This is a genomic window from Arthrobacter sp. C152, from assembly GCF_054890965.1.
Map to the genome: position 1 here is coordinate 1 of NZ_JBTZSU010000037.1, position 25,183 is coordinate 25,183.

Annotated in this window: 26 protein-coding genes; 6 read left to right on the top strand and 20 right to left on the bottom strand. The window is 67.4% G+C overall.

Annotated features, from left to right (window positions below):
- Positions 1-77: 77 nt before the first annotated feature.
- Positions 78-494: a C-glycoside deglycosidase beta subunit domain-containing protein gene (locus ACYSM9_RS18500; RefSeq protein WP_461858419.1), complete on the bottom strand. Its 417-nt coding sequence runs from the start codon at positions 492-494 to the stop codon at positions 78-80.
- Between the two features lie 68 nt (positions 495-562).
- Between ACYSM9_RS18500 and ACYSM9_RS18505 the strand changes: the two genes are divergently transcribed.
- Positions 563-1,552, top strand: coding sequence for a restriction endonuclease subunit R (locus ACYSM9_RS18505; RefSeq protein ID WP_461858420.1), 990 nt, complete (start codon positions 563-565; stop codon positions 1,550-1,552).
- Between the two features lie 84 nt (positions 1,553-1,636).
- On the opposite strand, the gene ACYSM9_RS18510 is transcribed toward ACYSM9_RS18505, so the two are convergent.
- The 13 genes from ACYSM9_RS18510 to ACYSM9_RS18570 all read right to left on the bottom strand — a co-directional run bounded on the left by ACYSM9_RS18510 (position 1,637) and on the right by ACYSM9_RS18570 (position 13,565).
- Complete coding sequence (locus tag ACYSM9_RS18510) at positions 1,637-2,641, bottom strand: sugar phosphate isomerase/epimerase family protein (RefSeq protein ID WP_461858421.1); 1,005 nt, start codon at positions 2,639-2,641, stop codon at positions 1,637-1,639.
- Positions 2,642-2,653: 12 nt separating this feature from the next.
- On the bottom strand, positions 2,654-3,841 hold the full coding sequence (locus ACYSM9_RS18515) for a Gfo/Idh/MocA family protein (protein ID WP_461858422.1): 1,188 nt from the start codon (positions 3,839-3,841) through the stop codon (positions 2,654-2,656).
- Positions 3,838-4,236: a C-glycoside deglycosidase beta subunit domain-containing protein gene (locus ACYSM9_RS18520; protein WP_461858423.1), complete on the bottom strand. Its 399-nt coding sequence runs from the start codon at positions 4,234-4,236 to the stop codon at positions 3,838-3,840. Before ACYSM9_RS18520 ends, ACYSM9_RS18515 begins: the two co-directional genes overlap by 4 nt.
- A gap of 8 nt (positions 4,237-4,244) precedes the next feature.
- Complete coding sequence (locus tag ACYSM9_RS18525; RefSeq protein ID WP_461858424.1) at positions 4,245-5,039, bottom strand: nuclear transport factor 2 family protein; 795 nt, start codon at positions 5,037-5,039, stop codon at positions 4,245-4,247.
- Between the two features lie 9 nt (positions 5,040-5,048).
- On the bottom strand, positions 5,049-6,077 hold the full coding sequence (locus tag ACYSM9_RS18530; protein ID WP_461858425.1) for a sugar phosphate isomerase/epimerase family protein: 1,029 nt from the start codon (positions 6,075-6,077) through the stop codon (positions 5,049-5,051).
- Between the two features lie 17 nt (positions 6,078-6,094).
- Complete coding sequence (locus ACYSM9_RS18535; protein ID WP_461858426.1) at positions 6,095-7,198, bottom strand: sugar phosphate isomerase/epimerase family protein; 1,104 nt, start codon at positions 7,196-7,198, stop codon at positions 6,095-6,097.
- Positions 7,195-7,590 (bottom strand): C-glycoside deglycosidase beta subunit domain-containing protein, encoded by a 396-nt coding sequence (locus ACYSM9_RS18540; RefSeq protein WP_461858427.1) that lies wholly within the window; start codon positions 7,588-7,590, stop codon positions 7,195-7,197. Before ACYSM9_RS18540 ends, ACYSM9_RS18535 begins: the two co-directional genes overlap by 4 nt.
- 61 nt (positions 7,591-7,651) lie before the next feature.
- Entirely contained in the window at positions 7,652-9,247 is a 1,596-nt protein-coding gene (locus tag ACYSM9_RS18545; protein WP_461858428.1) for a GMC oxidoreductase, read from the bottom strand.
- Positions 9,244-10,020 carry a TIM barrel protein gene (locus tag ACYSM9_RS18550; protein ID WP_461858429.1) on the bottom strand — a complete coding sequence of 259 codons (777 nt, stop codon included), beginning with the start codon at positions 10,018-10,020 and terminating at the stop codon, positions 9,244-9,246. Before ACYSM9_RS18550 ends, ACYSM9_RS18545 begins: the two co-directional genes overlap by 4 nt.
- A 25-nt stretch (positions 10,021-10,045) precedes the next feature.
- Positions 10,046-10,417, bottom strand: a complete 372-nt coding sequence (locus ACYSM9_RS18555; RefSeq protein ID WP_461858430.1) for a nuclear transport factor 2 family protein — start codon at positions 10,415-10,417, stop codon at positions 10,046-10,048.
- Positions 10,418-10,422: 5 nt separating this feature from the next.
- Positions 10,423-11,259 (bottom strand): carbohydrate ABC transporter permease, encoded by an 837-nt coding sequence (locus ACYSM9_RS18560; RefSeq protein ID WP_461858431.1) that lies wholly within the window; start codon positions 11,257-11,259, stop codon positions 10,423-10,425.
- A 3-nt stretch (positions 11,260-11,262) separates the two neighbouring features.
- Entirely contained in the window at positions 11,263-12,222 is a 960-nt protein-coding gene (locus tag ACYSM9_RS18565) for a carbohydrate ABC transporter permease (RefSeq protein WP_461858432.1), read from the bottom strand.
- 53 nt (positions 12,223-12,275) lie between these two features.
- Complete coding sequence (locus ACYSM9_RS18570) at positions 12,276-13,565, bottom strand: ABC transporter substrate-binding protein (RefSeq protein ID WP_461858433.1); 1,290 nt, start codon at positions 13,563-13,565, stop codon at positions 12,276-12,278.
- A 230-nt stretch (positions 13,566-13,795) separates the two neighbouring features.
- Between ACYSM9_RS18570 and ACYSM9_RS18575 the strand changes: the two genes are divergently transcribed.
- Positions 13,796-14,740, top strand: a complete 945-nt coding sequence (locus ACYSM9_RS18575) for a LysR family transcriptional regulator (RefSeq protein WP_461858434.1) — start codon at positions 13,796-13,798, stop codon at positions 14,738-14,740.
- A 53-nt stretch (positions 14,741-14,793) separates the two neighbouring features.
- On the opposite strand, the gene ACYSM9_RS18580 is transcribed toward ACYSM9_RS18575, so the two are convergent.
- Positions 14,794-16,272 carry a C-glycoside deglycosidase beta subunit domain-containing protein gene (locus tag ACYSM9_RS18580; protein WP_461858435.1) on the bottom strand — a complete coding sequence of 493 codons (1,479 nt, stop codon included), beginning with the start codon at positions 16,270-16,272 and terminating at the stop codon, positions 14,794-14,796.
- Between the two features lie 31 nt (positions 16,273-16,303).
- A complete protein-coding gene (locus ACYSM9_RS18585) occupies positions 16,304-17,596 on the bottom strand; it encodes a C-glycoside deglycosidase beta subunit domain-containing protein (protein ID WP_461858436.1) in 1,293 nt (430 codons plus the stop codon).
- Positions 17,597-17,709: 113 nt separating this feature from the next.
- On the opposite strand from ACYSM9_RS18585, the gene ACYSM9_RS18590 reads away from it, so the two are divergent.
- A complete protein-coding gene (locus ACYSM9_RS18590; protein WP_461858437.1) occupies positions 17,710-18,579 on the top strand; it encodes a ThuA domain-containing protein in 870 nt (289 codons plus the stop codon).
- Between the two features lie 6 nt (positions 18,580-18,585).
- On the opposite strand, the gene ACYSM9_RS18595 is transcribed toward ACYSM9_RS18590, so the two are convergent.
- Genes ACYSM9_RS18595 through ACYSM9_RS18605 form a run of 3 tightly spaced genes read right to left on the bottom strand, consistent with a single transcriptional unit; the run spans position 18,586 to position 20,747 of the window.
- A complete protein-coding gene (locus ACYSM9_RS18595) occupies positions 18,586-19,527 on the bottom strand; it encodes a carbohydrate kinase family protein (protein WP_461858438.1) in 942 nt (313 codons plus the stop codon).
- 42 nt (positions 19,528-19,569) lie between these two features.
- Entirely contained in the window at positions 19,570-20,361 is a 792-nt protein-coding gene (locus tag ACYSM9_RS18600; protein WP_461858439.1) for an alpha/beta hydrolase family protein, read from the bottom strand.
- Positions 20,358-20,747 carry a VOC family protein gene (locus ACYSM9_RS18605; protein ID WP_461858440.1) on the bottom strand — a complete coding sequence of 130 codons (390 nt, stop codon included), beginning with the start codon at positions 20,745-20,747 and terminating at the stop codon, positions 20,358-20,360. Before ACYSM9_RS18605 ends, ACYSM9_RS18600 begins: the two co-directional genes overlap by 4 nt.
- 115 nt (positions 20,748-20,862) lie before the next feature.
- Here ACYSM9_RS18605 and ACYSM9_RS18610 point away from each other — a divergent pair, with 115 nt between their 5' ends.
- The 3 genes from ACYSM9_RS18610 (at position 20,863) to ACYSM9_RS18620 (ending at position 23,526) form a co-directional block, all read left to right on the top strand.
- Entirely contained in the window at positions 20,863-21,510 is a 648-nt protein-coding gene (locus ACYSM9_RS18610; protein ID WP_461858441.1) for a cyclodeaminase/cyclohydrolase family protein, read from the top strand.
- 102 nt (positions 21,511-21,612) lie between these two features.
- Positions 21,613-22,536, top strand: a complete 924-nt coding sequence (locus tag ACYSM9_RS18615) for an AEC family transporter (protein WP_461858442.1) — start codon at positions 21,613-21,615, stop codon at positions 22,534-22,536.
- Between the two features lie 36 nt (positions 22,537-22,572).
- Complete coding sequence (locus ACYSM9_RS18620) at positions 22,573-23,526, top strand: AsnC family transcriptional regulator (RefSeq protein WP_461858443.1); 954 nt, start codon at positions 22,573-22,575, stop codon at positions 23,524-23,526.
- On the opposite strand, the gene ACYSM9_RS18625 is transcribed toward ACYSM9_RS18620, so the two are convergent.
- Complete coding sequence (locus ACYSM9_RS18625) at positions 23,507-24,949, bottom strand: amidase family protein (RefSeq protein WP_461858444.1); 1,443 nt, start codon at positions 24,947-24,949, stop codon at positions 23,507-23,509. The genes ACYSM9_RS18620 and ACYSM9_RS18625 overlap by 20 nt on opposite strands.
- Positions 24,950-25,183 lie beyond the last annotated feature (234 nt).

Genomic DNA, 25,183 nt, shown 5'->3' on the forward strand with positions numbered 1-25,183 from the left:
TCGCCCGCTGCCCCTACTGCCAGCACGCGCCACCAACCTAACAAAGTACTACTAGGCGAAACGCCGGGCGAAGCCCCTCAGGCGACGTCCCGTGCGGCGCTTGGCACGGCCTCCCGCCGGGGCTCCAGCCGCGCCGCCACATGGAACGGCAGGACCAGCGGCCGGCCGGGAGCAGCCTGGAGGTAGGGAACCATCAGCTGGAAGTCGACGGCAACGGCATGGCTGCCACTTCGAAGCCCGCGCCGGCACCGCAGCACCAGCCGGTCCTGGATGAACCACCAGCCCGGTTCCTGCGCGAGCGCGTCCGCAGCAACGCTCCGCCTGCCGAGCGCGACCGAAAGCTCCCCCGGCGGAATGGGTCCGCCGTCAACCTCCGCCGCCAGCCCCCCGATGCAGGAGAGCGGCATGGACCGGATCCACGGCAGGCCCACGCGGAGTTCGAACCCATCCGGGGTGAGAGTCAGCGCATCCTCGCGCAAGGCAGTTTCCATCATCGCCTCCATCCTTTATCCTAAAACTGACATAAGTTTGTCACTTAAACACATAAAAGGGAAGGCGATACATGGCCCCCGAAATTCCTTCCGGCTGGACGCTGTGCGCCAGCTCGTTCAACTGGGCGCCCGAGATCATTGCCGCCCGCCGGCCTGCCACCGAGATCGTCACGGGCATTGCGGCGACCGCCGCGACCGTGGAACTCGAGCCGGGCCTGGTATGGCGTTCCTTCCCTGACCCCGCGGACACCGAAGTGGACGCGCTGCGGGAAGCCATGGCGGCGCAGGGCGGGCGCATCAGCATCGTCGGTGCCAGCCTCGACGATTTCACGACGCCGACCCACCGGCGCTCCCTGCGGGAACGGCTGGACTTCCTGGTCCCGCAGTTCAGGGCAGCACGCCGGGCGGGGGCAGAGGGAGTCCGGCTTCCCCTCGGCCAGGCCGGTCCCGGGCTCCTCCGCCTGGTGCAGCCGTTGCTTCACGAGCTCGACCTGGTGCTGTACGAAGAGATCCAGGGCCAGCAGGCCCCGGAGTGCGCGGCAGTGGCCCCGGCTTTGGAGGCGATAAGCGCCCTCGGGGACGAGCGGATCCGCGTCCTGGTGGATATCAGCATGCTCATGCCGGCCCTCCCCCTGACCTACCTGGAGGAGCTCAGGAAGGGCGGCATCTCGCCGGACCTGCTGAAGCGACTGGAGGAAGACTGGCGCGATCCCGCCACCGCGGATGCCGTAGTTGCCCTGCTGCGCGCGGGGAAAGTGCCGCCGCATCTCCACACCTTGTTCATGGACCTGCTGATCCGCTTTGGCCGCAGCCAGGCCTCGGATCTGGCCGGAATCTTTCCGCTGGTGGGGGCATTCCACCTGAAGTTCTGGGATTTGGACGACGACGGCGCCCGGGTTTCACAGCCTCTTCGCGACCTCGGCAGCCTCCTGGCTACGAAGGATTTCACGGGCACGCTGACCAGCGAGTGGGGCGGCCACGAGTGGCTGCGGGACGATCCGACGGACATGACGCTGCGGCACCTGGCACTGGCGGAGAAGGCCTTGGCCCAGGCGGCTTGAGGACGGAAACGCAACGGTGGTTGAACTTGTCGAAACCCCGGTTTCGACAAGTTCAACCACCGGATTTCGGTAGGAGTTGCCGCTTTACTTCGTGCTGAAGGCAGCGTCAAAGGCCGCCGCGGAGGGTTCGTAGCCGGAGAGCCGGCGGACAAACTCCAGCGCCTCGGGGGCACCGGCCAGCCGGTCCATGCCGGCATCCTCCCATTCCACGGACAGCGGGCCGCGGTAGTTGATGGAGGTGAGCATCCGGAAGGCGTCCTCCCACGGCACGTCGCCATGCCCGGTGGAGATGAAGTCCCAGCCGCGGCGCGGGTCCGCCCACGCCAGGTGCGAGGACAGCCGGCCGTTGCGCCCGTTGGTGAGCCGCTTCTTCGTGTCCTTGCAGTGCACGTGGTAGATCCGGTCCTGGAAATCCCACAGGAACCCCACGGGGTCGATGTCCTGCCACACCATGTGGCTGGGGTCCCAGTTCAGCCCGAAAGCCTCGCGGTGCCCGATCGCCTCCAGCGCGCGCTGCGTGGTCCAGTAGTCGTAGGCGATCTCAGACGGATGGACCTCGTGGGCGAACCGGACCCCCACCTCGTCGAAGACGTCCAGGATGGGGTTCCAGCGGTCGGCGAAGTCCTGGTACCCGGCGTCGACCATTTTCTCCGTGGCCGGCGGGAACATCGGCACGTACTTCCAGATGGAGGACCCGGTGAAGCCGGTGACGGTCTTGACGCCGAGCTTCGCGGCGAGCCGGGCCGTGTCCTTCATTTCCTCGGCCGCGCGCCGGCGCACCCCCTCGGGGTCGCCGTCGCCCCACACGGAGTCCGGCAGGATGCCGCGGTGCCGTTCATCGATGGGGTCGTCGCACACGGCCTGGCCCTTGAGGTGGTTGGAGATGGTCCACGCCTTCAGGCCGTTGCGTTCCAGGACCGCCAACTTGCCCTGCACATAGGCGTCGTCGTTCCAGCGCGAGGGGTCCAGGTGGTCGCCCCAGCAGGCGATCTCCAGGCCGTCGTAGCCCCACTCGCCGGCGAGCCGGGCCACCTCCTCGAAGGGCAGGTCGGCCCACTGGCCGGTGAACAATGTGATCGGTCGTGCCATGTGCATCTTCTCCTATGCAGCCCGTGCAGGGACGCCGGCGGCGACCCGCACCCAGGCGGATTCGTTGTCGGAACTGTGCTCCACGGCCTCCAGCACCCGCTGCACCTGCAGCCCGTCGGCGAACGTCGCGTGCGGGTCGGTCCCCGCGGCGATCGCCTCGACGAGGTCCTTCACCTGGTGCGAAAAGCCGTGCTCGTAGCCGAGCATGTGGCCGGCGGGCCACCATCCCGCAACATAGGGGTGGCCGGGCTCGGTGACCAGGATCTTCCGGAATCCCTGCAGCTCAGCCGGGGCGGTGCGGTCGTAGAACTGGACGCTGTTGAGGTCTTCGAGGTCGAAGGCGAGGGCGCCCTTGTCCCCGGACACCTCGATCTGCAGCGCGTTCTTCCGGCCGGTGGCAAACCGGGACGCCTCGAAGGAAGCCAGGGCACCGGATTCGAACCGCCCCGTGAAGATGGCGATGTCGTCCACCGTCACCCGGCCACGGCCGGAAGCGGCAGTGCCGGACAGGCCGCTGCCCGAGCTTTGCAGGGGGCGTTCCTTCACAATGGTGTCGATGACGCCGGAGACCTTTTCCAGTTTCAGCCCGGTGACGAACTGGGCCAGGTCGATGGCGTGGGCGCCAACGTCACCGAGCGCGCCGGAACCGGCATGTTCCTTCTGCAGGCGCCAGGCCAGGGGCATGCCAGGGTCCACGAGCCAGTCCTGGCGGTAGGAGGCGCGGACCTGGTTGACCGTGCCCACGGCTCCTTCGGCGATGAGGTTGCGCAGGAACGTGACGGCGGGAACGCGGCGGTAGGTGAAGCCCACCATCGCCCCGATCCCGCGGGCCGCCGCACGTTCGGCAGCCTCCGCCATCGCTTCGGCCTCCGCCACGGTGTTGGCCAGCGGCTTTTCGCAGAGGACGTGCTTTCCGGCCTCCAGCGCGGCGATGGCAATCTCGGCGTGGGAGTCGCCGGGGGTGACGATGTCGACGACGTCGATGTCTTCCCGCGCGATCACGTCCCGCCAGTCGGTGGCGGACTCGGCCCATCCCCACTGTCGGGCGGTGGCAGCGACGGCGTCGGCGTTCCTGCCCACCACTACCGCCATCTCCGGCTCCGCGGGCAGGTCGAAGACCCGGGGTGCGGTGCGCCAGCCCTGGGAATGCGCTGCGCCCATGAAGCCGTATCCGATCATGGCCACGCGCAGGCGTGTCATGCGAGCACGACCTTGCGGTCCACAGCCACCCGGTTCCCCACGTAGCGCATGGGGGCGATCTGCATGTAGAGCAGGCGCAGGGTCAGGATGACCTCGACGTCGATTTCCTCGCCGGCCTCGGGCACGCGGTCCAGCGGGATGATGATGTCCGGCTTGTCGGCGACGAACCAGAGGGTCTCCCACTGCTCCGGGAGCTCCGCAATGGAGTAGGACGTGCCTTGCAGTTCGAACCGGAGGGCCTCCTTGGGGATCTCCTTGCCGTTGACGGTGGCAGCGACGTCGTCAACGGCGGACAGCCAGAGGCTGCGGTACCAGGGCAGCTGCACGGAGACGGCGATGCCCTCGGGGTGCCTGCGGACGTCGGCGTCCTGGAACAGGGAGTTGTGAGTTGCCATGATGGTCCTTACTCAAAAGTTTCGACGAAGGTGGGGTGGGGAACCGGCGGCTGCGGTTCGAGGGTTTGCCGCGACGTGGGGCTGTACGGGTGGTACTCCCGGGGCACCGGTTCGTCCGCCGGGGGCATGAAGACCGGTTTGCCGTCGTCGCCGAAGTACATGAGGTCAAGGGCGAAGGCGTGCTGGTTCTTCTCCGCGAAGCTGATCCAGTTTTCCTCGAACGGCGCGCGCAGGAGTTCGTAGCAGCGGAACTTCCAGATCTTCCATTCGCCGTCCTGGCGCAGGAAGTCCACAGCATATTTGCACCAGACCCAGTGGGCCCAGACCTTCTTGCCCTGGACCTCGCCGGGCGAATACATGTAGTCCGGGCTTTCCTTGGCGACCTCGGGGTCGGTCAGGCCGGACTCGTTGCCGGTCATGATCCACACGCCCTTGGCGGTCTTGCCGTCGGCGGCCACCTCGATGACGGGCGTGGTGGTGTAGTGCAGGATCAGTTTGCCCTCGGGCCGGGGGCGGCCCTGGTGGTAGCGGATCACACTCGCGTAGTCCGTGTACCGCCCGGCGTTGGTGTAGCGGGCCCGGACTCCGGGGGTGCCCGGCTTCACCCACAACGGGATGATCTGCTCATCCTCGAACGCGTTGTGGAGGTACATGTAGCGGTTGAACAGGTTCTCGATGTCGCCGCGGTCGTTGGCCCGGCGCGCCAGTGCCAGGGCTTCGGCGAGTTCGCCGCGGAGGCGTTCCACCTCTGCGGCGAGCCCGGTGGCGGAAGGGTCGACGGCGGTCGTTTCGGCAGGTGCCACGGGTCCCCCTTAGGCCGGTACTGCCACGGCGTCTTCGATGGCCTGGCGCATCAGCGCGTGCTGCTTCTTGACCAGGTCGACCGGGTCGGATTCGCCGAGGTCGGCGAACGCGTGGCCTTCCCATTCGCTGGAGAGGAAGCCCTGGTAGCCGCCCTTGACGAACTGGCGCACAATCCGCGGGATGTCCATGGCCGGTTCGTTGCCGTCGGCGTCGATGTCGTAGAACTTGGCGTGCACGTGGAACATCTGCGGCATGATGTCCAGCCATTCCTCCGGCGCCACCAGGCCGTGCATGTTGAAGGCCAGCCGGGTGAAGGGGCCCAGCCGCGCGGGGTCGAAGTTGTTCTCCCGCAGGTAGTCCTCGAATTCCTGGTTGCGTTCCTGCATGGGCAGGGGTTTGCGCCAGATGTCCTGCATGACGGCGAAGTGTTCCTCAGGAAGGCCCATCTGGGTGAGCGTGCGGAACAGCGTCGGGGACAGGCTGTGCATCGTGGAGCTGAAGTCCGCGGTGAAGCCCAGGCGGTCACTGCCGAGTTCCTCGTACATCTCGCGGATCTGGAGGATCTTGGGATCGTTGGGCCCCTGCGGCGCGTGGATCTCGTAACCAAGCTTCTGGTCGTACTTTTCAGCGAGCGGAAGGAGCCGGCGGAGGAGTTCCTTGCCGGCGGACCGGATGACGATCTTGTGGAAGCCCAGCGTGTTCGCGGTCTTCAGCTGTCGCGCGAAGAAGTCGTATTCCTCGTCCGGCGTCATGTCCCGGTCCTTGCGGCGGCCCATGTCCAGGTTGGTGCCCACGGCGCTGGGGGTGAGGCCGTAGCGGTCCATGCTGTCGCGCCACAGCTTCACAAAGTCGTTGTCCACGTCTGGGTAGGTGCGCAGCATCTGGGCGATGTTGAACTCAACGCCGGGGCCCAGGCCTTCGTCGGCCACCGCCTTGATCAGCGTTTCCGGCGTGTACAGGCCAGCGGCGAATTCAGAGGTGAGTGAGTAGAGGGTGATACCCAGCTCGATGCCCGAGCCGGCGATTCCTTGTGTCATTTCGTCTTCCGTTTCTGTCAGCCGCGGACGGGCTGGGCGAGGTGGCTGTTGAGGATGCGGCGGGCTTCGGCGGGATCGATGATCATGGCGGAGCCGGCGTCGGCCGCGGCGGAACGCTGCACTGCCTGCTCGCCGCGGATGATGTCGAACGGGTCCTGCCAGTTGTTCCAGTGCCAGCCTTCGTATTCGCTGGAGATGGCGCCGGAGTAGCCGTTTTCCACGAGTTGACGGACCAGGCCGCGGACCGGCACGGAAGGCTCTTCGCCGTTCTCGTCGATGCCGAAGAACTTGCCGTGGACGTGGCGGACCCACGGCATGATTTCCAGCCAGGTGTCCAGGGGTGCCGGGCCGAAGAGGCCGGTGCCGTTGATGGCGAAGTCGATGCCGAGGTCGGGCCGGCCGTTGCGGGCCGCCAGGCCGATGAAAGCACCGAAGCGTTCGCCGTGGACCTTCTGGGTATTCGGCGGCCCTTCGGCGTAGAAAACGTTCCACAGGTCCACTACCTGCCGGAGCAGTTCCTCCGAGGCTCCGCGGCGCCGGTAGGCCTCCACCAGGGAGGGGGCGAAGCCGGTGACGGTGGCGCCCCAGTCGGCGGTGAAGCCCAGCAGCGGTGAGTTGAGTTTTTCGTACCGGTCGCGCAGGGCCAGGATGCGTTCGTGGGCGCCGTGCTGGTCCGCGTGGACTTCCAGGGCGAGGGTGACGCCGTACTGTTCTGCCACCGGCAGCAGGCTTTCCATGGCATCGGGAGTCAGGGAGATCTGGACGCGGGCGATGGGGAAGCCAAGACGGGCGGCTACCTCGATCTGCTTGCGCATGTATTCGACCAGTTCGTCATGGTTCATGAGCCGGTCACGGCCCAGGCCCGTATCAACGTTGACTGCCAGCGACGTGGGTACCAGGTCCACTTCGGCCACGAGGTCGCGGAAGTGGCCGACAAAGGCGTCGTCGATCCGGTCCGGGAAGCCGCGCAGGCTGGAGAAGCCGATCACTTCAAGTCCAGGGCCGAACCCTTCGGCGGCGACCTTGCGGATGAGGCCGTCCAGGTCGTACTGCCGGCCGTGGAAGGCCCGGGTGAAACTGTAGAGGGTGACGCCCTGGATGGGCGTGCCGGGGCTGGTCATCGCTGTGCCACCTTCATGGTCTTGGTGTCGTGCTCTTCGATGTGCAGGACGCCGTGGTCGGTGATGATGTACGGAATGTAGAGCTTGAGGTCCACCCGCACCTCGTGGTCGGCCTGCGGATCGCCGAGGGGCAGGTCGCCGGAGAGGACGGCGGAGTCCAGCGGGAACCACCACTCGCCGGTCTGGTCCACCAGTTCGGCAAAAGTAAAGGTGCGGTTGTTCATGGTCCAGCGCAGGGACTCCTCGGGAGCGGCAACGCCGTCCACGGTCAGGGCAGCCCCGGCGATGCACGAGCCCGGAAGGGCGCGGTACCACGGGATCCGGACTTCGACGGCGGCCCGGCCGTCCTGGCTGGTGAGCGTTCCCTGCTCGATGATGCGGTCGGCGATCATGGGGACTTCCTTGTCTGCGGCATGCTTTGCCTGCCTTGGAGCGGCGGCATCAGCCACTTATTCATTGTTTAGTCATTCTATTGTCTGAATCAGACATAAGTAAAGCACTTGCCAGTTCTGTTGCATCCGTCAGTTCTGCGCCCGCCAGCTCGGCGGCGATCCGGCCCGCGCCACGCACGGCGAGCGCCACCGAAGTCACGGTGGGGTTGCAGGCGGTGGCGGTGGGAATCACGCCATTGCCGGCCACGAAGAGGCCGGGGACGGCCCATACCTCGCTGTCGGGCGAGCAGACGCTCTCGCCGTCGTCGTACTCCCCCATGCGCGTGGTGCCCTGATAGTGCAGCGACGCGCCCGGGGGCAGGACAAACGGCCGCTCATCAAGCGGCTCGCCCACGGCCTTGCCGAGCCGCACGATCTCCTGCCTGGCCCGCTCCAAAACCTGCCGGTCCTTGTCCGTCAGACGGTAGTGGATGCGCAGGGCGGGCATTCCATAGCTGTCCAGGGCGCCGTCGTCGAACTCCACCCTGTCCTCCCACTGGAGGTCCTTGGCGCAGAACAAGCCCAGCCCCACGATGGACCCCGGAACCACGGGATCGTCCTCGGCCAGCGGGATGGGTGAGGCGTCCAGCTGCATGATCTGGCCGTGGAACGGCATGTCGTCCGTGTAGGGCACCCAGGTCACGCCGCTTTGCTCGCTCAATGCCCCGTCCGCCCGGGCCGCGCCCTCAGCCGGCGTGACATCGCGCAGCCTGCTGGCGAACACCACTTGCGCCTGGTCGTTCAGGTAACGGCCCAGGGCAGCGGGGCGGATGCCGGAGGCCCACAGCAGCTGGGGCGTGCGCAGGGCGTCGGCGCCCACCACGACGTAGCGGGCGGACACACGGTGCAGGGTGCCGGTGCGGCGGTCCTCCACTTCGACACCGGCAGCACGGCCGCCGTCCACCAGGACGCGCTTGACGAGGGACTCGTCGAAGAGGTCAAACCCGGGGTTGTCCCGGGTGGCGTCGCCCATGACGACGTCGGACCCGGACCAGACCAGCCTGCCGTCGGGGCGGCGGTGGACAGCCAGGGGCATGGGCTGGACCCGGAAGGCCGGTTCCCGGCCGTCATCAACGGCGGCGGCGAGCCGGCTGTGGACCAGGCCCGAGAAGGGCGCGCCCTCAAAGGCGGAGGTGGTGACGCCGAGCAGGCGGTCTGCTTCCCCGAGCAGCTGGTCGAGGTCCGGCAGGAAGCCGATGCGTTCCTTGCCGCCCGGGCGGGGGCACGCTGCGGTCCAGTGGGCGGCCATCCCGCCCACGTTGCTGGACATCGCCGCAACGGGCATGCCGTCTTCGCCCGGGAAGGCATAGCCGTCCGGCAGCAGGTAGGTTCCGGGCCGGGCACGGCGTTCGCCGCTCTTGACGGCGCCGGGGGAATTGACGGTTTCAGCGCCTGCACCCGGCCCTTCGGAGGCACGCTGGGCGAGGGTCCGGTGCTCCGGATCCTCGATGTTCTTGACGTGGGCGCCGGGCGGATTGCTGACCGTGGGGCCCACCTCGAACATGGCGACGGTGGCCCCCGGGGCCCGTTCGCTCAGGATGCGGGCATAGGCGGACGCGGTGGGGCCGCTGCCGACGATGGCCACATCGACCGCGGCGGGGTACCGGTTGCTGCTCACCGTCCTGCCACCAGTTCCTGGATGCGCCGCACGGACTTGGCCGACTCGATCGTGGGGTAGTACTCAAGCCCGATGGGTCCGGTGTAGCCGCTGTTCTGCAGGTCCGTGAGCTTCGCGGCCCAGTCGATGGAGCCTGAGCCGGGTTCGCCGCGGCCCGGGGCATCGGCAATCTGGACGTACTTGACGAGACCGCCGGCGTTGGCGAGCTCGGCGGCAACATCCTCTCCCTCCACGGTGGAGTGGTAGAGGTCGTAGAGGACGCCGAAGTTGGGCGAGTTGACGCCCTTGGCCACGTAGACGGCTTCCGAGGTCCGGTCCAGGAGGGCCCCGGGGTGGTCCACCCGGATGTTGACCGGTTCCAGGACCAGGGTGATGCCCGAGCCCTCGATGTGCGCGATGCCCTGGGTGAAGATCTCGATGAGTTCGTCCAGCTGGTCCTGGCGCTTCCGGCCGCCGAAGCCGGTGCCGCTGCCCACCACAATCCGGGGGCAGCCCAGCTGCCGTGCCACCTCGACGCCGGCGTCCAGTCCCGTGTAGAAGGGTGCGTGGTCCTTGGGCGGGATCATGAACTGCATGCGGGGCTCGGCCAGCTGGGCCGTGAGCTGGACGCCGGTTTCCTCCAGGGCAGCCTTGAGGGCGGGGATGTCCTTGCCGGTGGGGCCCCACATCTCCACGGCATCAAAGCCGGCCGCCGCGGCTGCGCGGACCCGGTCGGCGGCGCTGGGGCCTGCTTCGGCGAAGAGAAGGTCGATGTTGGGTGCGAGCTGGTACATGGAAGTCTCCTGAACTGGGTCATTGCTAGAACATGGGATGGTCGTGGACCGGACGGTCGGGAACGGGCTGGAGCACGTCCCAGTGCTCCACGATGCGCCCGGCCTCGAATCGGTAGATGTCTGCGACGGCGGCGTCCGGGCGCCCCGGGCCTGAGGCGCGGACATGCACCATGGCCAGGTCGCCGTCGACGAGGATCCGCTGGACCTCGAACCGGGAGTCCGGCGAACCGTCAAACTTGGGGGTGAGGGCCTCGATGGCCGCGTCGGGACCGTCCGGGATGGTGGGATTGTGCTGGCGGTAGGTGTCAGCAACCAGGTACTCGAACGCTTCCCGCACCCGTTTTTGGGTGTAGAAGATTTCCACGAAGCGTTCGAACGCTTCGCGGTTGCCTGCCATGGGGGTCAGCCTTTGAGGCCGCCGGAGAAGCCCTGGATGAAGCGCTTCTGGGCGAAGAGGAACAGGGCCAGGATGGGGATCATCGAGACGATGACGATGGCGAAGATCGAGTTCCACTGGGAGACCAGCGAGCCGATGTAGTAGTACATGGCCACCGGCAGTGTCTGGTTGGCGGAGCCGCCCAGGAAGATCAGGGACGTGAAGAAGTCGTTCCAGACGATGAGGCCGGCGAAGATGGTGACCGTTCCGGTGGCGGGGGCCATCATGGGGAACACCACCTTGGAGAAGATCTGGGACCTGCTGGCGCCGTCGATCGTTGCCGCTTCCTCGTAGTCCGTGCCGAGGCCGCGGAAGAAGTTCGAATACAGGAAGATCGAGAGCGGCAGCAGCATGCCGGTGTACAGCACGATCAGGCCCCAGGCCGAACCGGTGAGCCCGAGGGCGCGGGCGCCCATGTACAGGGGCACCGCGCCGAGCTGGCCCGGAAGGATGATGGCGACCAGGAACAGGTAGTAGGCGGCCTTGCTCCAGCGCCTGGTGTTCCGGGAGATGACGTAGCCGGTGACGGACCCGAGGGCCACCAGCCCCAGGATGCTGCCGGCGGTGATGATGACACTGTTGACCAGGCCCATCACCACGTTGGAGTTGCCCTTGGCGGACAGCACTGCCACGAAGTTGCTGAAGTCGGGATGGACCGGCGGGGCCAGCGCAGAGGTGGTGAACAGCTCGTTGGCCGGCTTCAATGCTGTGGTGACCAGGAAGTAGAAGGGTGCGAGGAACAGCAGGGCGAGCGCCCAGAGGCCGATTTCGCGCAGGAGGGTGAGCTTGGTGTAGCGGAACATGGCTTAGTCCTCGGGGTTCGAGCGCGTCAGCCGCTGCTGGATAACGGCAAAGAACAGGATGATGGCGGCCAGCACCAGGGCCAGGGCGGCGCCTCCGCCGAAGTTCCCGAGTGCGAACGCCTGTTTGTAGACCTGGGTGGCCAGCGTTTCCGTGGCCCCGGCGGGTCCACCGCCGGTGAGCGCCATGATGGGGTCGAAGACGCGGAGCCCCTGGACGATTCCGAGCGTGGTGGCGATGGCGACGGCGGGGCGGATCGCGGGGAGTGTGACGTTGCGGAACCGCTGCCACAGGTTGGCGCCGTCAATGGCCGCCGCTTCCTCCACTTCCACGGGTACCCCGGCCAGCCCGGCCATGAAGATCACCATGGCGAAGCCGGTGGAGGACCAGACGAGCACTACCAGGACGGTCCAGATGGCCCACTGCGGGTCCGCCAGCCAGGGCCTGGCCAGGTCGCCTGCTCCGATGGCTGTGAGGAAGGCATTGAGTGGGCCGTCGAAGTCGAAGATGTACTTCCAGATGTAGGCCGTGGCCAGCGGACTCAGCACCACCGGCATGAAGAAGAGCGTGCGCAGGATGTAGCGCGTCCTGATCACGCGGTTCAGGCCCAGTGCGATGACCAGCCCGGCGATGTTGCCCAGCAGCACAGAGCCGAAGGCCAGGAAGACGGTGTTGGAGAGGGCCCCGAGCTTGGTGGGGTCCTTGAAGATCGCTTCGAAATTGGCCCAGCCCGTGACCTTGAACGCGCCGATGCCCGTCCAGTTGGTGAAGGCGAAGAAACCGCCAATGCCGGTGGCCACGTAATGGATGGCAAACACCAGGGCGATCCCGGGCAGGGCCCACCACCAGTGTCCGAACTCCATGCGGGAGCCCCGGGGGCGGGCGGTCTGGCCCGCCCCCGGAGTGCGCCTGCCTCGCCGGGGTGCTTCAGCTGCTTCGCTTTGGGGTTGCATCGTCGCAGTCATGGTAATCCTTGCTGGTCCCTTTGAGTCGTTGGAACGGTGGTGGTGAAGAGGGCTTACTGTCCCCAGGCGGCGTCCATGGCCTGCAGGACCTGGTCGGGGGTCTTCTGCCCGGTGATGATGCCCTGCACGCCGGTGGCCAGCGCGTCGTAGACGGCGGAGTTGGGCCACTGGATATTCGGCAGCGGGCTGTAGTCCCCGTTCTTGATCAGCTCGCCGACGTTCTTGTAGGCGCCACCTTCGAAGTCGTACTTGTCCAGCCCGCTGACGGGGAGGGCGCCGTCGATTTCGGCGAATGCCTTGGTCTGCTCCGGCTCGGCAGCCCAGTCAAGGAATGCTTTGGCAGCGTCCTTGTTCTTGGAAGCGGCGTTGATGGAAAAGGCGTAGTTCGCGCTGGCGTACACGTAGTCCTTGCCCTCCTTTTCGGCCGGGAGTGCGCGCACGGCAAAGTCCGTTCCGGCGGCGGCTGATGCCAACTGCTTCCAGCTGGGGGCCGGGATGAAGCCCGCTACCGACGTGCCGCCGGCAAGGCCCTTGGTGATGGCGTCGAAGCCTGCTCCCGCAGCGCCCTTCTGGAAGCAGCCGGCGTCCTTGAGGGTGTTGACCGCTCCCAGGGCGGACTTCCAGCCGTCGGAACCTGCGAAGGTCACTTCCTTTGCGGCGCGCTTTTCGTTCCACTTGGGGTCTTCCGCGTAGACGCGGGTGGCCGCCAGGGACATGGCCATCAGGCCCGTGTTCGGCGGGGCCGCGCCGGCGATGGCGAAGAGGGACTTGCCCGACGCTTCGAGCGTCCTGCACTGCTCCACCAGGGCTCCGAAGTCTGCAGGGAAGTCGCCGGCGGCCGTGACTGCGGTCTGGTTCGTGACCAGGGCGGCCACCGTGATCTCGGTTGCCTGGCCGTAGACCTTGCCGTCCTTGCCGAACGTGCTGTCACTTCCGGCCGGGAGGAGATTTTTGGCTGCGTCGTCGAGCGGCTCAAGGAAGCCGGCGTCCGCCAGCGGCAGGATGCTGCGCCCCTGGCCTGAGCCGGGCGTCGTCACCACCACGTCGGAGGCGTTGCCGGCCTGCAGCTGGGTGCGCAGCGTCTGGTCGTAGGAGTCGTTGGGCTGCGGGTTGAACGTGATCTTCACGTCCGGGTGCGCCTTCATGTAGTCCTCGCCCAACTTCTGGAACGGGCTTTCGATGGTGTTGGAGGTGGCGAAGGAAAGGGAAAATTCCTTCGAACCGCCCGACGACGAATCGCTGCCCGCGGAGGAGGAGCAGCCGGTGAGGGCCAGGGCGGCCAGGGTGGGCACGGCAAGGGCGCCGGCAACCTTCATGCCCAGGGAACGTCGGTGCTGTGTCATGTTCAGCCTTTCAGACTTCTTTGTCGAAGAACATCGGGAGCGGTGATCCCGGTCACTACCCAGTATGAGGGAGATGTGCAGAAAAAGCACATAAGTATTGCAGATGACAGACATAAGTTTCACGAAGGGTTGCGGAAGGATTTGCATCAAGAAATGTGATGAAGATGGATCGTCGAATCGACGCCGTTGATAAGGTTGGGCAACCTGCCCCACCGCTGAAAGAACGCGCCGTGACGAATCATGCCCCGCTTTCCAGGCTGGACCTCAACCTGCTGATCTCGCTTGACGCCCTGATCACCGAACGGAGCGTGACGCGGGCAGCAGAGCGCCTGCACCTTAGCCAGCCGGCGCTCAGTGCATCGCTGGCCCGCCTCCGCTCACACTTCGGGGACCCGATCCTGGCCCGGCGCGGAAACGCCTATGAGCTCACGCCGTTCGCGCTGCGCCTGGCCGAGCACACCACCACAGCCCTGGAAGCAGCCCGCCGGGTCTTTGAAAGCCAGGCCACCTGGGAGCCCGGCGAATCCGAGCGCGAGTTCTCCATCTACGGCTCGGATTACGGGTTCACCACCATTGGCCGCGTCGCCTCCGAGCTTGCGGCGCAGCGGGCACCGGGAGTCCGGTTCCGGTTCATGCTGCACAATCCCATGGTGGTGGAGGATGCCGCCAACCGGTTGCGTTCGGTGGACGGCATGGTCATTCCGCACGGCTTTCTGTCCGGGCTGCCCTACCTGGACCTTTGGCGCGACGGCTGGGTCGCCGTCGTCTCCTCCTCGAATGACGAGGTGGGGGAACGAATCACCATGGAGAACATCGCCGGGCTGCCGTGGGTGATGACCTACCAGACGCGTTCAGCCTCGACGTCGGCCGAACGCCAGATCATGCAGCTTGGCATCGAGCCGCGGGTGGAAGTGGTGGTGGAGAGCTTCCAGTCCCTGCCTCACTTCGTTGTGGGGACCAACAGGATCGCCCTGATCCAGGCCGCACTGGCGCCCTTCGCGCTGCGGGTGGGCGGCATCCGGGTCCTGCCGCTGCCGTTTGATGCCACTCCCCTGGTCAATGCCCTGTGGTGGCATCCAGTGCATAACCGGGACTCCGAGCATGAGTGGATGCGGGGCCTGTTCAGGGAGGCAGCCGGCATCGTGGCGGCCGCCGCAGCCGCGGACACTCCTTAAGCCGGCATAGCCCCGGCGGTTCCGCCGGGGCTAGCCTCTTGTGTCCGGACCCGTCAGGCCGACGCCGGCACGGACCGCATGCTCTTGCGGATCAGGTCATGCTGCTTCCGGACCAGCAGGAGCGGGTCCACCTCGCCCAGTTCGGCGAAGGCGTGGCCCTCCCATTCGCTGGACCAGTAGCCGCGGTAGCCGCCCTCGACGAACACGCGCACCAGTTCCGGGTAGTCGATCGCCGGCTCGTTGCCTTCCTCGTCGATGTCGTAGAACTTGGCGTGGACGTGCAGGATCTGCGGCATGATGTCCGCCCATTCCTGCGGGCTGACGTGCCCGTGCATGTTGAAGGCGAGGTGGGCGAATGAGCCAAGCCGGGCGGGATCAAATCCGCGGGCTTTGAGGTAGCCGATGAACTCCTCCTGCCGGGCCCGCATGGGGGCGTCGGTAGCCCAGATGGCCTGCAGCTTCCGGATGGCACCGTCGTCAAGGCCTGCGCGGCGGACCGCCCGCAGGAGCGTGGGCGACATGCTGTGCATGGTTGAGGAGAAATCGGCCACGAACCCCAGCAATGGCGAATCAAGCTCCGCGTAGACCTCGCGGACCTTCATGATTTCCGGGGAGTTGGGGCCCAGGGGCGCGTGGATCTCGTACGCCAGCTTGAGCTCCAGTTCCTCGGCCAGGGGCAGCAGCCGGCGCAGCAGGGCCGGCTTTGCGCTCTGGATCCGGACCAGCGGGAATCCAAGCTTTTTGGCCCCGCGGAACAGCGTTGCGCTGAACTCGTATTCCTCGTCCGGGGTCATGTCCCGGTCACGGCGCCGGCCCATGTCCAGGTTGGCGCCAAACGAGCTGGCGGTGAAGCCGTGCTTGTCGAAGGCAGCCTGCCACGAGCGCACGAAACCGTCCGTCACGTTCGGATAGCCGGGCAGGACCTGGGAGGCCACGATTTCGATGCCCGGGCCGATGCCCAAATCAGCGACGCGGTTCAGAAGCCCGTCGAAGTCATACCAGCCCGCCCGGAACTCGGCGCTTGCCGAATACAGGGTAAGGCCCAGCGAGAACGGATCCTCCTCAGCCTTGGGCGGAGGAGGCGTGGTGGCAGGGGTCAGCGCCGGAGCGGCCGCGGGCTGGTCCGTGACCACCAGCTCCATCGTCTGGTTGACGAAGTTGGGAACGTACATGCCCGGGCCGCCGTCCTGGCCGGGCGCGATCTGCATGTAGGGCAGGCGCAGTTCGCCGATGAGATGGACAGTGTGGGCCTCGCCGAGGGCCGCCGGGCGGCTGAGGCGGACAATGAGCAGCGGGTGCTCCTGCAGGTACCACAGGGTTTCGCTCTGCGCGGGGAGGTCTTCCAGCGCGTACCGGGCACCGGCGAGTTCGAAGGAAAGGTCCGCGGCCGGGATCTCCTGGCCGTCGAGGGTGAGCTGCAGGCTCGAGACCGACGAGAGCCACAGGCTCCGGTACCAGGGCAGGGTCAGGGCGACGGCGAGGCCATCCGGGTGGGCGCGGAGGCTGGATTCGTCAATAAGTCCGTTGGGCATGGTGGTTCTCTTTACGGGGAGCAGGGATGGGTCAGGCGAGGTCGGCCGAGATGCGCCGGATCAGGGCGTGCTGGCGCCGCACCTGTTCGATGGCCCGCCAGGGAGTACGTTCGCCTTCGTACTCGCTGGAAAGGTAGCCCGTGTAGCCGGAGTCCTTGAGGGCCTGCAGGACGGGGCGCCACGGAATCTGCTGGTCTTCCAGCCGCTCGTTGATGTCGTGGAACTTGGCCTGGATGAACACCACATACTGGGCGATGTCCTTGAAATCTGCGGGGTCGACGCCGATGCCGTCGAGGAATGCAGGGCGAGTCTCGCGGGTTTCGCCTTCCCGCAGCGGGATGGGGCGGTCCTGGAAGATCCCGGTGTCGATGAGCAGGCCGAAGTTCTTGGTGCCGGTCCGCTCGATCAATCCGATGTAATCGTCCACCACGGGGTGTTTGATGGGCGTCGGTGAGTGGATCTCGGGGCAGATGATGACGCCCAGCTCGTGGGCAAGGTCGAGGGAGCGTTCCACGGATTCGGTCCAGATGGGATCCGGGACCAGGTCGCTGGACACCACGCCGATCTTGGGCCGGACGAAACTGAAGCCCAGCCGGCTGGCGAGCCACAGGTCCCGCTGCAGGGCTTCCGCCCCTTCCGAGACGGTCATGGACCGGCCGGGGTGCAGCCGCGTGTCGATCCAGGAACCGTAGTTCGTGGGCTCCAGCGAATACTTCTCCAGCAGGTTGAACCAGGTGTCGATCCAGGCAGGGGACGGCTCGGGGTAGCCGGGCACATGCCCCTCGCCCAGGATCTCGACGCCGGTGGCACCGACGTCCGCCACGTGGGCCAGTGCGGTTTCCAGGTCCAGGACCGTGCCGTAGTCACCCATATAGCTGTAGAGGGAGACTCCGTAGCGGAAGGTATCCGCACCGCCTTCGGGTGCCAGGGTGACCTTGCGGCTCACCCGGTGGATGGTGGGCTGGTGCTCCAGCGGGATGTAGGACATCCGCAGGCGGAGCTCGATGCTGAGCTCATGGACTCCCTGCGGAAGGCCGCCGTCGAATGGAACCGTGACCAGGGCCGCCTCCTCAAGGGGCCAACGGACGCCGTCACTCTCCCAGAGCTGCTGCAGCGTGTAGGTGCGCCCGCCGAGGGTCCAGAGCGGGACGTCGGGTCCGACGTCGACCAGCCCGTCCACGCGGACGGTTACGCCGTCAATCAGCGAAGCAGCCATGCCACGGTAGGAGGGCATCCGCACCCGGAACTGGAAGCCGGTAACCCTGCCGCCCTCCGTGACATTGCGGAAGCCGGCGGACTGGATGAGGTCTCTTTCGAGAAGCATCGTTGCTTCCTCTCTATAGGGGCAAACCGATCGTAACACCATTATGTCTATTTCAAACTAAAGTATGTAGACTTCTATCCAAACTTCCGATGACGAAGAGAAACGCGGCACTCATGACCGACAAATTGAAGGCCCTCATCCTGTCCGGGCACATGACCCGGGAGCACGACAACGAATTCCGCAGCTTCCGTGCGCACAACCAGTGGCTCACCACCGTGCTTGAGGACACCGGCCGGTTCCAGGTCCGGGTTGTGGAAGATCCGCGGGGGCTGGGCTCCAGCGTCATTGACAAGTACGACGTGGTCCTGGTGGTGTTCGAGGGCCGCGATGGCTACCACGAGAAGGCGCAGGGGTTCGGCGCGGAGACCGACGCCGCCCTGCTGAAGTTCGTCCATGAGGACGGGAAGGGCATCGTGTGGTTCCACGGCTCGGCCGTCCAGGAGGACGACTGGGGTTACCCCGAGGAGTACAACACCATGCGCGGCGCGAAACTCAGCGTTCCCACAGGGCTGCGTCCCCGTCCCTGGGGTGAGGCCCGGCTGGAGACCGCGGAGCCCCGGCACCCCATTACCGAGGGCATCAGTGGGAGCTGGACTGTAACGGGCGACGACATCCTGACCGGCGTGCAGCTGCACGATGGCGCGGAAGTGTTGCTTTCAGTCTTTGATGACCTGGAGTCCTACGAGAATGCGCCAGCCTGGCCCATGCCGCACTACCCGGTGGACATCCCGGATGGGGACCTGGGCAAGCTTCCCGGCATCAACACGCACCAGCCGCTGGCCTGGATCAACAACTACGGCAGTGGCCGCAGCTTCACCATCACCATCGGCCACGACATCGATACGTTCCGGCGCATCGAGTTCATCCGGATGTTCCCCCGTGGCGTTGAATGGGCCGCGACAGGAAAAGTGACGCTGGAGGGGCCGGACCGCCGCGGCGAGCGCCGTTTCCTGCCGTGGCCGTACTACAACCACGAGGGGTAACGGAGGTCAGTCCTCCGCCGCCACCCCGTGCAGTTCGGCCCGGGTGGGCGGGTTGGCGCCGGGCCGGGACACGGTAACGGCGGCCGCCCGGGCCGCATGCTCCAGCAGCTCGCCGAGTCCCTCGGCTGGGAGGTCCCGCAGGTCCTGCCGGTTCTGGGCACCGTCCAGTTCCCGGTCCACCAGGCCGGACAGGAGCGCCGCCATGAAGGAGTCGCCCGCGCCGACGGTGTCCGCCACCTCCACCCTGGGTGCCGGTACCGAGGCTTCACCGGCCCGGCAGACGCCCCATGGGCCGTCCGCGCCGCGGGTGACAACCACGAGTGCCGGGCCTTCCTCCCCGCCGAGCGCCAGCCACTTCCGCGCCGAGTCCAGCACGTCCTGCCCCGGGTACAGCCAGGCCAGGTCCTCGTCGGATGCTTTGACGACGTCGGACAGCGCCACGAACTTCTCCGCCTGCCGCCGCGCGAAGTCCACATCGGTGATGATGCTCGGCCGGCAGTTGGGATCGAAGCTGATGGTGGCGGAGGGGTGGGCGTATTCGACGGCGGCGAGCACCTCCGTGGCGCCCGGCGCCAGCATCGTGGCGATGGAGCCGGTGTGCAGCAAGGTGGTGCCCTGCAGCATGAAGCCGAGCCGGTCGGCGATGCCGGGCAGTTCCCAGGCGAGGTCGAACGTGTAGGTGGCGGCGCCGTCGTCGTCAATCAATGCCGTGGCCACGCTGGTGGGCAGCCCATCCGGTGGCAGCGGCAGCATCACGGAGCTGGACCGCAGGTGCGCGGCCACTGAGTCGCCGTAGGCGTCCCGGCCGTAGCGGCCGATGAACTGCACGGGGTGGTCCAGGCGCGCCAGGCCCACCGCGACGTTGAGCGGACTGCCGCCCACGTGGGCCTCAATTCCCGAGGCGCGCTGGACAACGTCGACAAGGCCTTCGCCAATTACTGTGAGCATGCTCATACTCTGCCAGAAACGGCGGCCCGGCAGCAGTTCGTGTCAGCGGAGCAGCCCGCGGGCCAGTTCCCGGCACGTCGCATACGCCGCGGCGTGCGTATCGATGAGTGCGAAGTGGTCGCCGGGCACCATGACCAGCCGGGCCGGCGCCGGGCCATCCTGGCTGGCGTCAACATACGCCGCGGACATAGCCAGCGGAACGTCCTCGTCTTCCGTCGCGTGGACCGCGTAAACCGGGATGTCCAGCGGCAGCGCGGCCATGGGATCGGCGCACCGGTACCGGCCGGGGAATTCCGACGACGGGCCGCTCAGCAGGTTGGCCACGGCACCGTTGCTGAGGCCCAGCCTTTCGGCTTCGGCAAGGTTCAGCACGCCTGACTGGCTCACGACGCCGGTGAGGCGGACGCCGCCGGCGTCCGGAAGCCCGCCGCCCGGCCCATCCAGCCGGTGCCGCCCCGCCGCCCAGACAGCCAGGTGGCCGCCGGCGGAGTGGCCGAGCGCCACCACTTTGCCGAGGTCCAGTGCATGCGGTCCCGCGAGCGCGGCCAGCTTGTCGATGCCCGCGAGGATGTCCTGGAAGGTCCCGGGCCAGCCCCCGCCGTTCCCGGCGCGGCGGTACTCCAGGTTCCAGGCGGCCATCCCGTGCTCCGCCAGGTCCAGGGCAAGCGGCTCCCCCAGTTCGGCTCCGTACTGGGAGCGCCAGTAGCCGCCGTGGATCACCACCACCACGCCCCGGTGCTTCAGGCCGGGGGGCAGTACGGGCAGGAACAGCTCACCCCACTGGCTGGGGTCTCCGCCGTACCGGTACCTGTGCCGCTGGACCCGGCCGTTCACCAGCCGACGCCGGGCTCGTAGGACCCGAAGCTCCACTCCCTCCCGCCAGGGTCCAGCACGCGGGCGCGCCGGCTGCCCCATTCCGTATCTTCCGGTGGGATGACCGAGGTTCCACCCAGCTCCACGGCCCTGCCATGGAGCGCGTCGACATCGTCGACGAGAAGGTAGAGGCCCTGCCCGGTGGAGCGACCGGCCAGGCCGGGCGTCCCGTAGGGGGCGTCATTGCTGGCCACCATGAGCACCGCCTCGCCCATCCGCATCTCGGCATGGATCACGGTCCCGTCCGCCCCGTCCATCCTCCGGACGACATCGAAGCCGATGCCTGCCAGCCAGGCGAGGGCTCCGGGGGCATCCGCATAACTCAAGTACGCAAAGAGCTTGGCCACGCGGCTCAGGTTACCCGCCGCGCATCTGCTTGTCAGCACGGCAAAAGTGCGCCCGCCAGCCACATCGGGCGGGCGCCTTGTTTAGCCCACGGCGTTTCTGGGCACGGTTCCCGGCATGGACGAGCCTGACGCAACCACCCAGGGATCGACGGTGGAGGAGTGGACGCGCGCGCTGGCCGGGGCCACCGGGTCGCCGGGCGGCGGGGCGGGGACTGGGCTGATGCTTGCCGTCGCCGCGTCGCTGACGTCGATGGTGGCCGGCTACAGCAGGGACGACGGCGGCGAGCCGGCCCGGATCGGGGACCGTGCCCGGGAACTGCGACGCGAAGCGCTCCGCCTGGCCGACGACGACGCCTCCGCGTCCAAGGCCTTCGGTGCCGCGTTCCGCCTGGAGCCCGGTGCCGAGCGGGACGAGGCGATCCGGCGCGCGTCGCTGGAGGCCGCGGCCTCCTCCGCGGTCCTGGGTGAGCGGGCCATCGCAGCCATCGACGACCTCGCCTGGCTGGCAACCAACGGTAACAAGGCACTCGTGGCGGACGTCGTCGTCGCCTTCGGTGCCCTCCGCGCCGCGGTGGCGGGCGCGCGGACCAATGTCAGCTTTGATCTCGGGTCGCTGCGCTCGGCCGGAACCGGCCTGGAGCAGGTCCGGGAGCAGCAGCCGGACCTGTGGGCGGCCGTCGAAAGACTCAACGCTGCGATGGACCGGATTGATGCGCTGGCCGCCGCCATCGACCACCGCGCCGCCCCTACGGACGCCGCGTAGGGGTCCGCCCCCCGGCAGCATGATTTACTTCAAGGGCGCCAACGCCGGCGTGGAACCGTCGGCGGCGCACCGCCGTTCGGGCGGAGTGGATGGGGTGCGAAGGTGGACGGAGTCTTAAAGGGCTTCTTTGTGGTGGGCGTGGTCATGCTGGCCGGCTACATCCTGGGCAGGACGAAGGCGCTGGGCCCGCACGGCACCAAGGTCCTCTCCACCCTGACCTTCCTCGTGGGCCTGCCCAGCCTGATGTTCTCCATGATCGCCACCCGGCACATCGGCGACGTCCTCAGCCAGACGGGGCTGATCTCCGTGGTCACGGCGCTGGCCGTCATGGCGCTGTTCGCGGCCACCGGGGCGGTCGCCGGCTGGGGAGTCCGGCGCAGCACCATCGGCGCCCTTTCCACGGGCATCGTGAATTCCACCAACCTCGGGGTGCCGTTGTCGCTGTATGTGCTCGGAAGCGCCACCTACGTCACGCCCATCATGCTGTTCCAGCTCTCCGTCATCACGCCCATCGCCCTGACCATCCTGGACCTGACCAACCCGGACGGGGAAAAGCCCTCGGCCCGGCGCATCCTGTCCACCCCGTTCCGGAACCCGGTCACCGTTGCGGCCATCCTGGGGATCGCCGTGAGCGCGGCCGGCGTCCAGGTCCCGGAACTGGTGCTGGACCCGCTCAAGCTCATCGCCCAGGTGACGGTGCCGCTCATGCTCATCATCTTCGGCATGTCCCTGCACGGGCTGTCGCCCCGGGGCGGCAGCGCCGATGCCGCGCCGACCCTCGTGGCGGTGGTCCTTAAATCGGCCATCCAGCCGGTCCTTGCGTGGCTGCTCGCCGCGTTCGTGTTCCGGCTGGACGCCTTCAGCACCTTCGTGGTCACCGCCTGCGCCATCCTTCCCACCGGCCAGAACGTCGTCCTTTACGCGGTCCGGTACAAGGTGGGCGAAGGCCTGGCGCAGACGACGGCGGTGATCACCTCGGCCCTGGCCGTCCCCCTGCTGCTGGGGGCGGCGTGGGTGATGAACTGAGGCGGCAGGCGCTGGTGGCCGTGATGGAATGTTCGCATGGTGTTTGACGCATTGGAGCGGCAGATCGTTGCCGCCCTCCAGCTGGATCCCCGGTGTCCATGGCGCAAGATGGCTGCGGTGCTGGGGGAAGCGGAACGGACCGTGGCACGCCGCGGCTCGCAGTTGCTTGAGTCCGGCGCCGTTGCCGTGGTGGGTGTCAGGCCGCAGCCGGCCGCCGTGCTGATCGAAATGCGGTGCACCCCAGGGACCGTGCGCGCGGCTGCCCAGGCACTGGCCCAGCGCAGCGACACCACCTTTGTCTACACCACCACCGGCACCGGCGACTGCGTGGCCGAGATCCTCACCGAGCCGCGGCGCCTCGGGGATGTCCTGTCGGACGAGCTCCCGTCCACGATCGGCCTGGGGGATTCCACCAGCTATCCCGTCCTCCGTTATTTCCGGACCATCCGTGGCTGGCGCCCCGAAGTGCTCAGCCCGGACCGCGTGGATGCTTTGCGCTCCACCCTGGCCACGGATGCGGGAACCCTTGAGGCGCGGCTCGAGCTGAACCGCCAGGACCGCGAACTGGTCGAGGCGCTGTGCGCCGATGGCCGGATGAGCTATGAAGCACTGGGGCGCAGGGTCGGGGTGTCGGAAGCCACCGCCCGGCGCCGCAGCGAGTGGCTCCTGGCCAACAACCAGGTCCAGCTGCGGGCCGTCGTCGAGCCCGCTGCCTTCGGGCTGGACGTCGAAGCGCTGCTCTGGATCCGGGCCGCCCCGCAGCACGTGGAGCGGCTCGGCCAGAGCCTGGCCGAGCTTCCGATGATCCGCTACGCGGCGGCCATCGCGGGCGACTACCAGATCGTCGCCGACGTCACGGTGAGCGATATGCCCGCCCTCTACCGCTTCATCACCGGCTCCGACTGGGCCCAGTACGCCGGGAGCGTGGACGTCTCATTGCTGCTGGACGCACGCAAGCGCGGCGGCCGTTTCACGCGGGCATCGCCGTAAGGCCCGTTCCGGCGAGTGCGGGCGCGACGGCGGCGTACCCCGTCTGCTGCTCGAAGGCCCGGCCCCAGCGGAGCAGCTGCATGTCGGTGTAGTGGTTGCCCGCCAGCTGCAGCCCGATGGGCAGCCCGGCCGGACTGAACCCTGCGGGGACGCTGAGCACCGGCAATCCCGTAGCGGACAGCAGGCAGGCCGAACGCATCCAGTCCAGGTAGGTCTCGGAGGGCACGCCTGCCACCTCCGCCGGATACCGCAGCGAGGCGTCAAACGGCAGGACCTGGGCGCAGGGGCTGGCGAAGAGGTCGTACCGATTGAAGAAGCCCTGGACGCCGAGCTCCAAACGCGTCCGGGCCGCGGTGGTTTCGACAATGTCCTGCGCCGTGAGCGCCTGCCCCTTCGCCACGTTCCAGCGCACCTCGGGTTTGATGAGGTCGCCGCACCGCTCGATGATGGGTCCGAGCCCGGCAGCGAAGTCCAGCGCACGGGTGTTGCCGAAAACCAGGTCGGCTTCGCTGAAATCCGGGCTGGCTTCCTCGACGATCGCACCAAGGTCCTCGAAGACGGCAAGCTGGCGTTCCAGGTGCCCGGCGATCTCCGGTTCCACCGGTACGCCGATACCAAAATCACGGGACCAGCCGATCCGCACGCCGCGCATGTCGGTCTCCAGGCCGGCCCGGAACTCGTCCGGGGCCAGCACTTGCGGGTGCGGCACCCGCGGATCCTTTCCGGCCGTGACGGACATGAACAGGGCGATGTCCTCAATGCTGCGGGCCATGGGGCCTGTCCTGCCCAGCCATGCGTAGGCGTTGTGGTCGGACGGCATGGGGATGACGGCCGTCGAAGGCCGGAAGCCCACCACGTTGCAGAAAGACGCCGGGATCCGCAGGGAGCCACCCATGTCGCTGCCGTCGCCGATGCTTTGGATGTGGGACGCGACGGCGGCGGCCACTCCCCCGCTGCTGCCGCCCGCGCTCAGGCTGGGTGCGTAGGGGTTGGTGGTGGTGCCGAAGAGCTCGTTAAAGGTGTGGGAGCCGGCACCGAATTCGGGAACGTTGGACTTTCCCGTACTGACCACCCCGGCCGCTTTCAGCCGGGCCACAATCAGGTCGTCGGCGTCCGGCACGAAGTCCTGCAGGGCCAGCGACCCTTGCGTGGTCCGCATCCCCGCGGTGTTGTTGGTGTCTTTGTGCGTCATCGGCAGCCCGTGCAGCGGGGGCAGGTCCGCGCCTGAGGCCGTGAGCCGGTCGGCCGCCGCGGCGAGCGCCTGGGCGCGGTCGGCGTCGAGGGTGACCACCGCGTTGATGACCGGATTTGCCGCAGCAATGCGGTCCAGGTGGTCCGCCAGCGCTTCGCGCGCCGAGATGGTCCTGTTACGGATGGCGGCGGTGAGTTCGACGGCGGACAGGTCGCCAATGGTGCCGGGCATGGTGCTCCTTCGCTGGTTGTCTTCCTGCCGGAAAGTGTGCCCGGTCACAGGGAGCATGCGGAAGCCCGCCGGCCCCGACCGCTGCACTTTGACGGATTCGGCCCAGTCCGTGGCCGATTCCGTCAGCCATTGCCTGTGATCCGTCTCATAGTGGAGCCTGTTGCTTACCCGCTGACCGATGTGGTCCGCGAGGCACTCATTCCGCCCCGCCGCAGCCCAGACCGGACAAGGACG

Bases quoted from the DNA above. Each gene is read 5' to 3' on its own strand.
- ACYSM9_RS18500 (WP_461858419.1), bottom strand. From the start codon at position 494: ATGATGGAAACTGCCTTGCGCGAGGATGCGCTGACTCTCACCCCGGAT.
- ACYSM9_RS18505 (WP_461858420.1), top strand. From the start codon at position 563: ATGGCCCCCGAAATTCCTTCCGGCTGGACGCTGTGCGCCAGCTCGTTC.
- ACYSM9_RS18510 (WP_461858421.1), bottom strand. From the start codon at position 2,641: ATGGCACGACCGATCACATTGTTCACCGGCCAGTGGGCCGACCTGCCC.
- ACYSM9_RS18515 (WP_461858422.1), bottom strand. From the start codon at position 3,841: ATGACACGCCTGCGCGTGGCCATGATCGGATACGGCTTCATGGGCGCA.
- ACYSM9_RS18520 (WP_461858423.1), bottom strand. From the start codon at position 4,236: ATGGCAACTCACAACTCCCTGTTCCAGGACGCCGACGTCCGCAGGCAC.
- ACYSM9_RS18530 (WP_461858425.1), bottom strand. From the start codon at position 6,077: ATGACACAAGGAATCGCCGGCTCGGGCATCGAGCTGGGTATCACCCTC.
- ACYSM9_RS18535 (WP_461858426.1), bottom strand. From the start codon at position 7,198: ATGACCAGCCCCGGCACGCCCATCCAGGGCGTCACCCTCTACAGTTTC.
- ACYSM9_RS18540 (WP_461858427.1), bottom strand. From the start codon at position 7,590: ATGATCGCCGACCGCATCATCGAGCAGGGAACGCTCACCAGCCAGGAC.
- ACYSM9_RS18550 (WP_461858429.1), bottom strand. From the start codon at position 10,020: ATGTACCAGCTCGCACCCAACATCGACCTTCTCTTCGCCGAAGCAGGC.
- ACYSM9_RS18555 (WP_461858430.1), bottom strand. From the start codon at position 10,417: ATGGCAGGCAACCGCGAAGCGTTCGAACGCTTCGTGGAAATCTTCTAC.
- ACYSM9_RS18560 (WP_461858431.1), bottom strand. From the start codon at position 11,259: ATGTTCCGCTACACCAAGCTCACCCTCCTGCGCGAAATCGGCCTCTGG.
- ACYSM9_RS18565 (WP_461858432.1), bottom strand. From the start codon at position 12,222: ATGACTGCGACGATGCAACCCCAAAGCGAAGCAGCTGAAGCACCCCGG.
- ACYSM9_RS18570 (WP_461858433.1), bottom strand. From the start codon at position 13,565: ATGACACAGCACCGACGTTCCCTGGGCATGAAGGTTGCCGGCGCCCTT.
- ACYSM9_RS18580 (WP_461858435.1), bottom strand. From the start codon at position 16,272: ATGCCCAACGGACTTATTGACGAATCCAGCCTCCGCGCCCACCCGGAT.
- ACYSM9_RS18585 (WP_461858436.1), bottom strand. From the start codon at position 17,596: ATGCTTCTCGAAAGAGACCTCATCCAGTCCGCCGGCTTCCGCAATGTC.
- ACYSM9_RS18590 (WP_461858437.1), top strand. From the start codon at position 17,710: ATGACCGACAAATTGAAGGCCCTCATCCTGTCCGGGCACATGACCCGG.
- ACYSM9_RS18595 (WP_461858438.1), bottom strand. From the start codon at position 19,527: ATGCTCACAGTAATTGGCGAAGGCCTTGTCGACGTTGTCCAGCGCGCC.
- ACYSM9_RS18610 (WP_461858441.1), top strand. From the start codon at position 20,863: ATGGACGAGCCTGACGCAACCACCCAGGGATCGACGGTGGAGGAGTGG.
- ACYSM9_RS18620 (WP_461858443.1), top strand. From the start codon at position 22,573: ATGGTGTTTGACGCATTGGAGCGGCAGATCGTTGCCGCCCTCCAGCTG.
- ACYSM9_RS18625 (WP_461858444.1), bottom strand. From the start codon at position 24,949: ATGCCCGGCACCATTGGCGACCTGTCCGCCGTCGAACTCACCGCCGCC.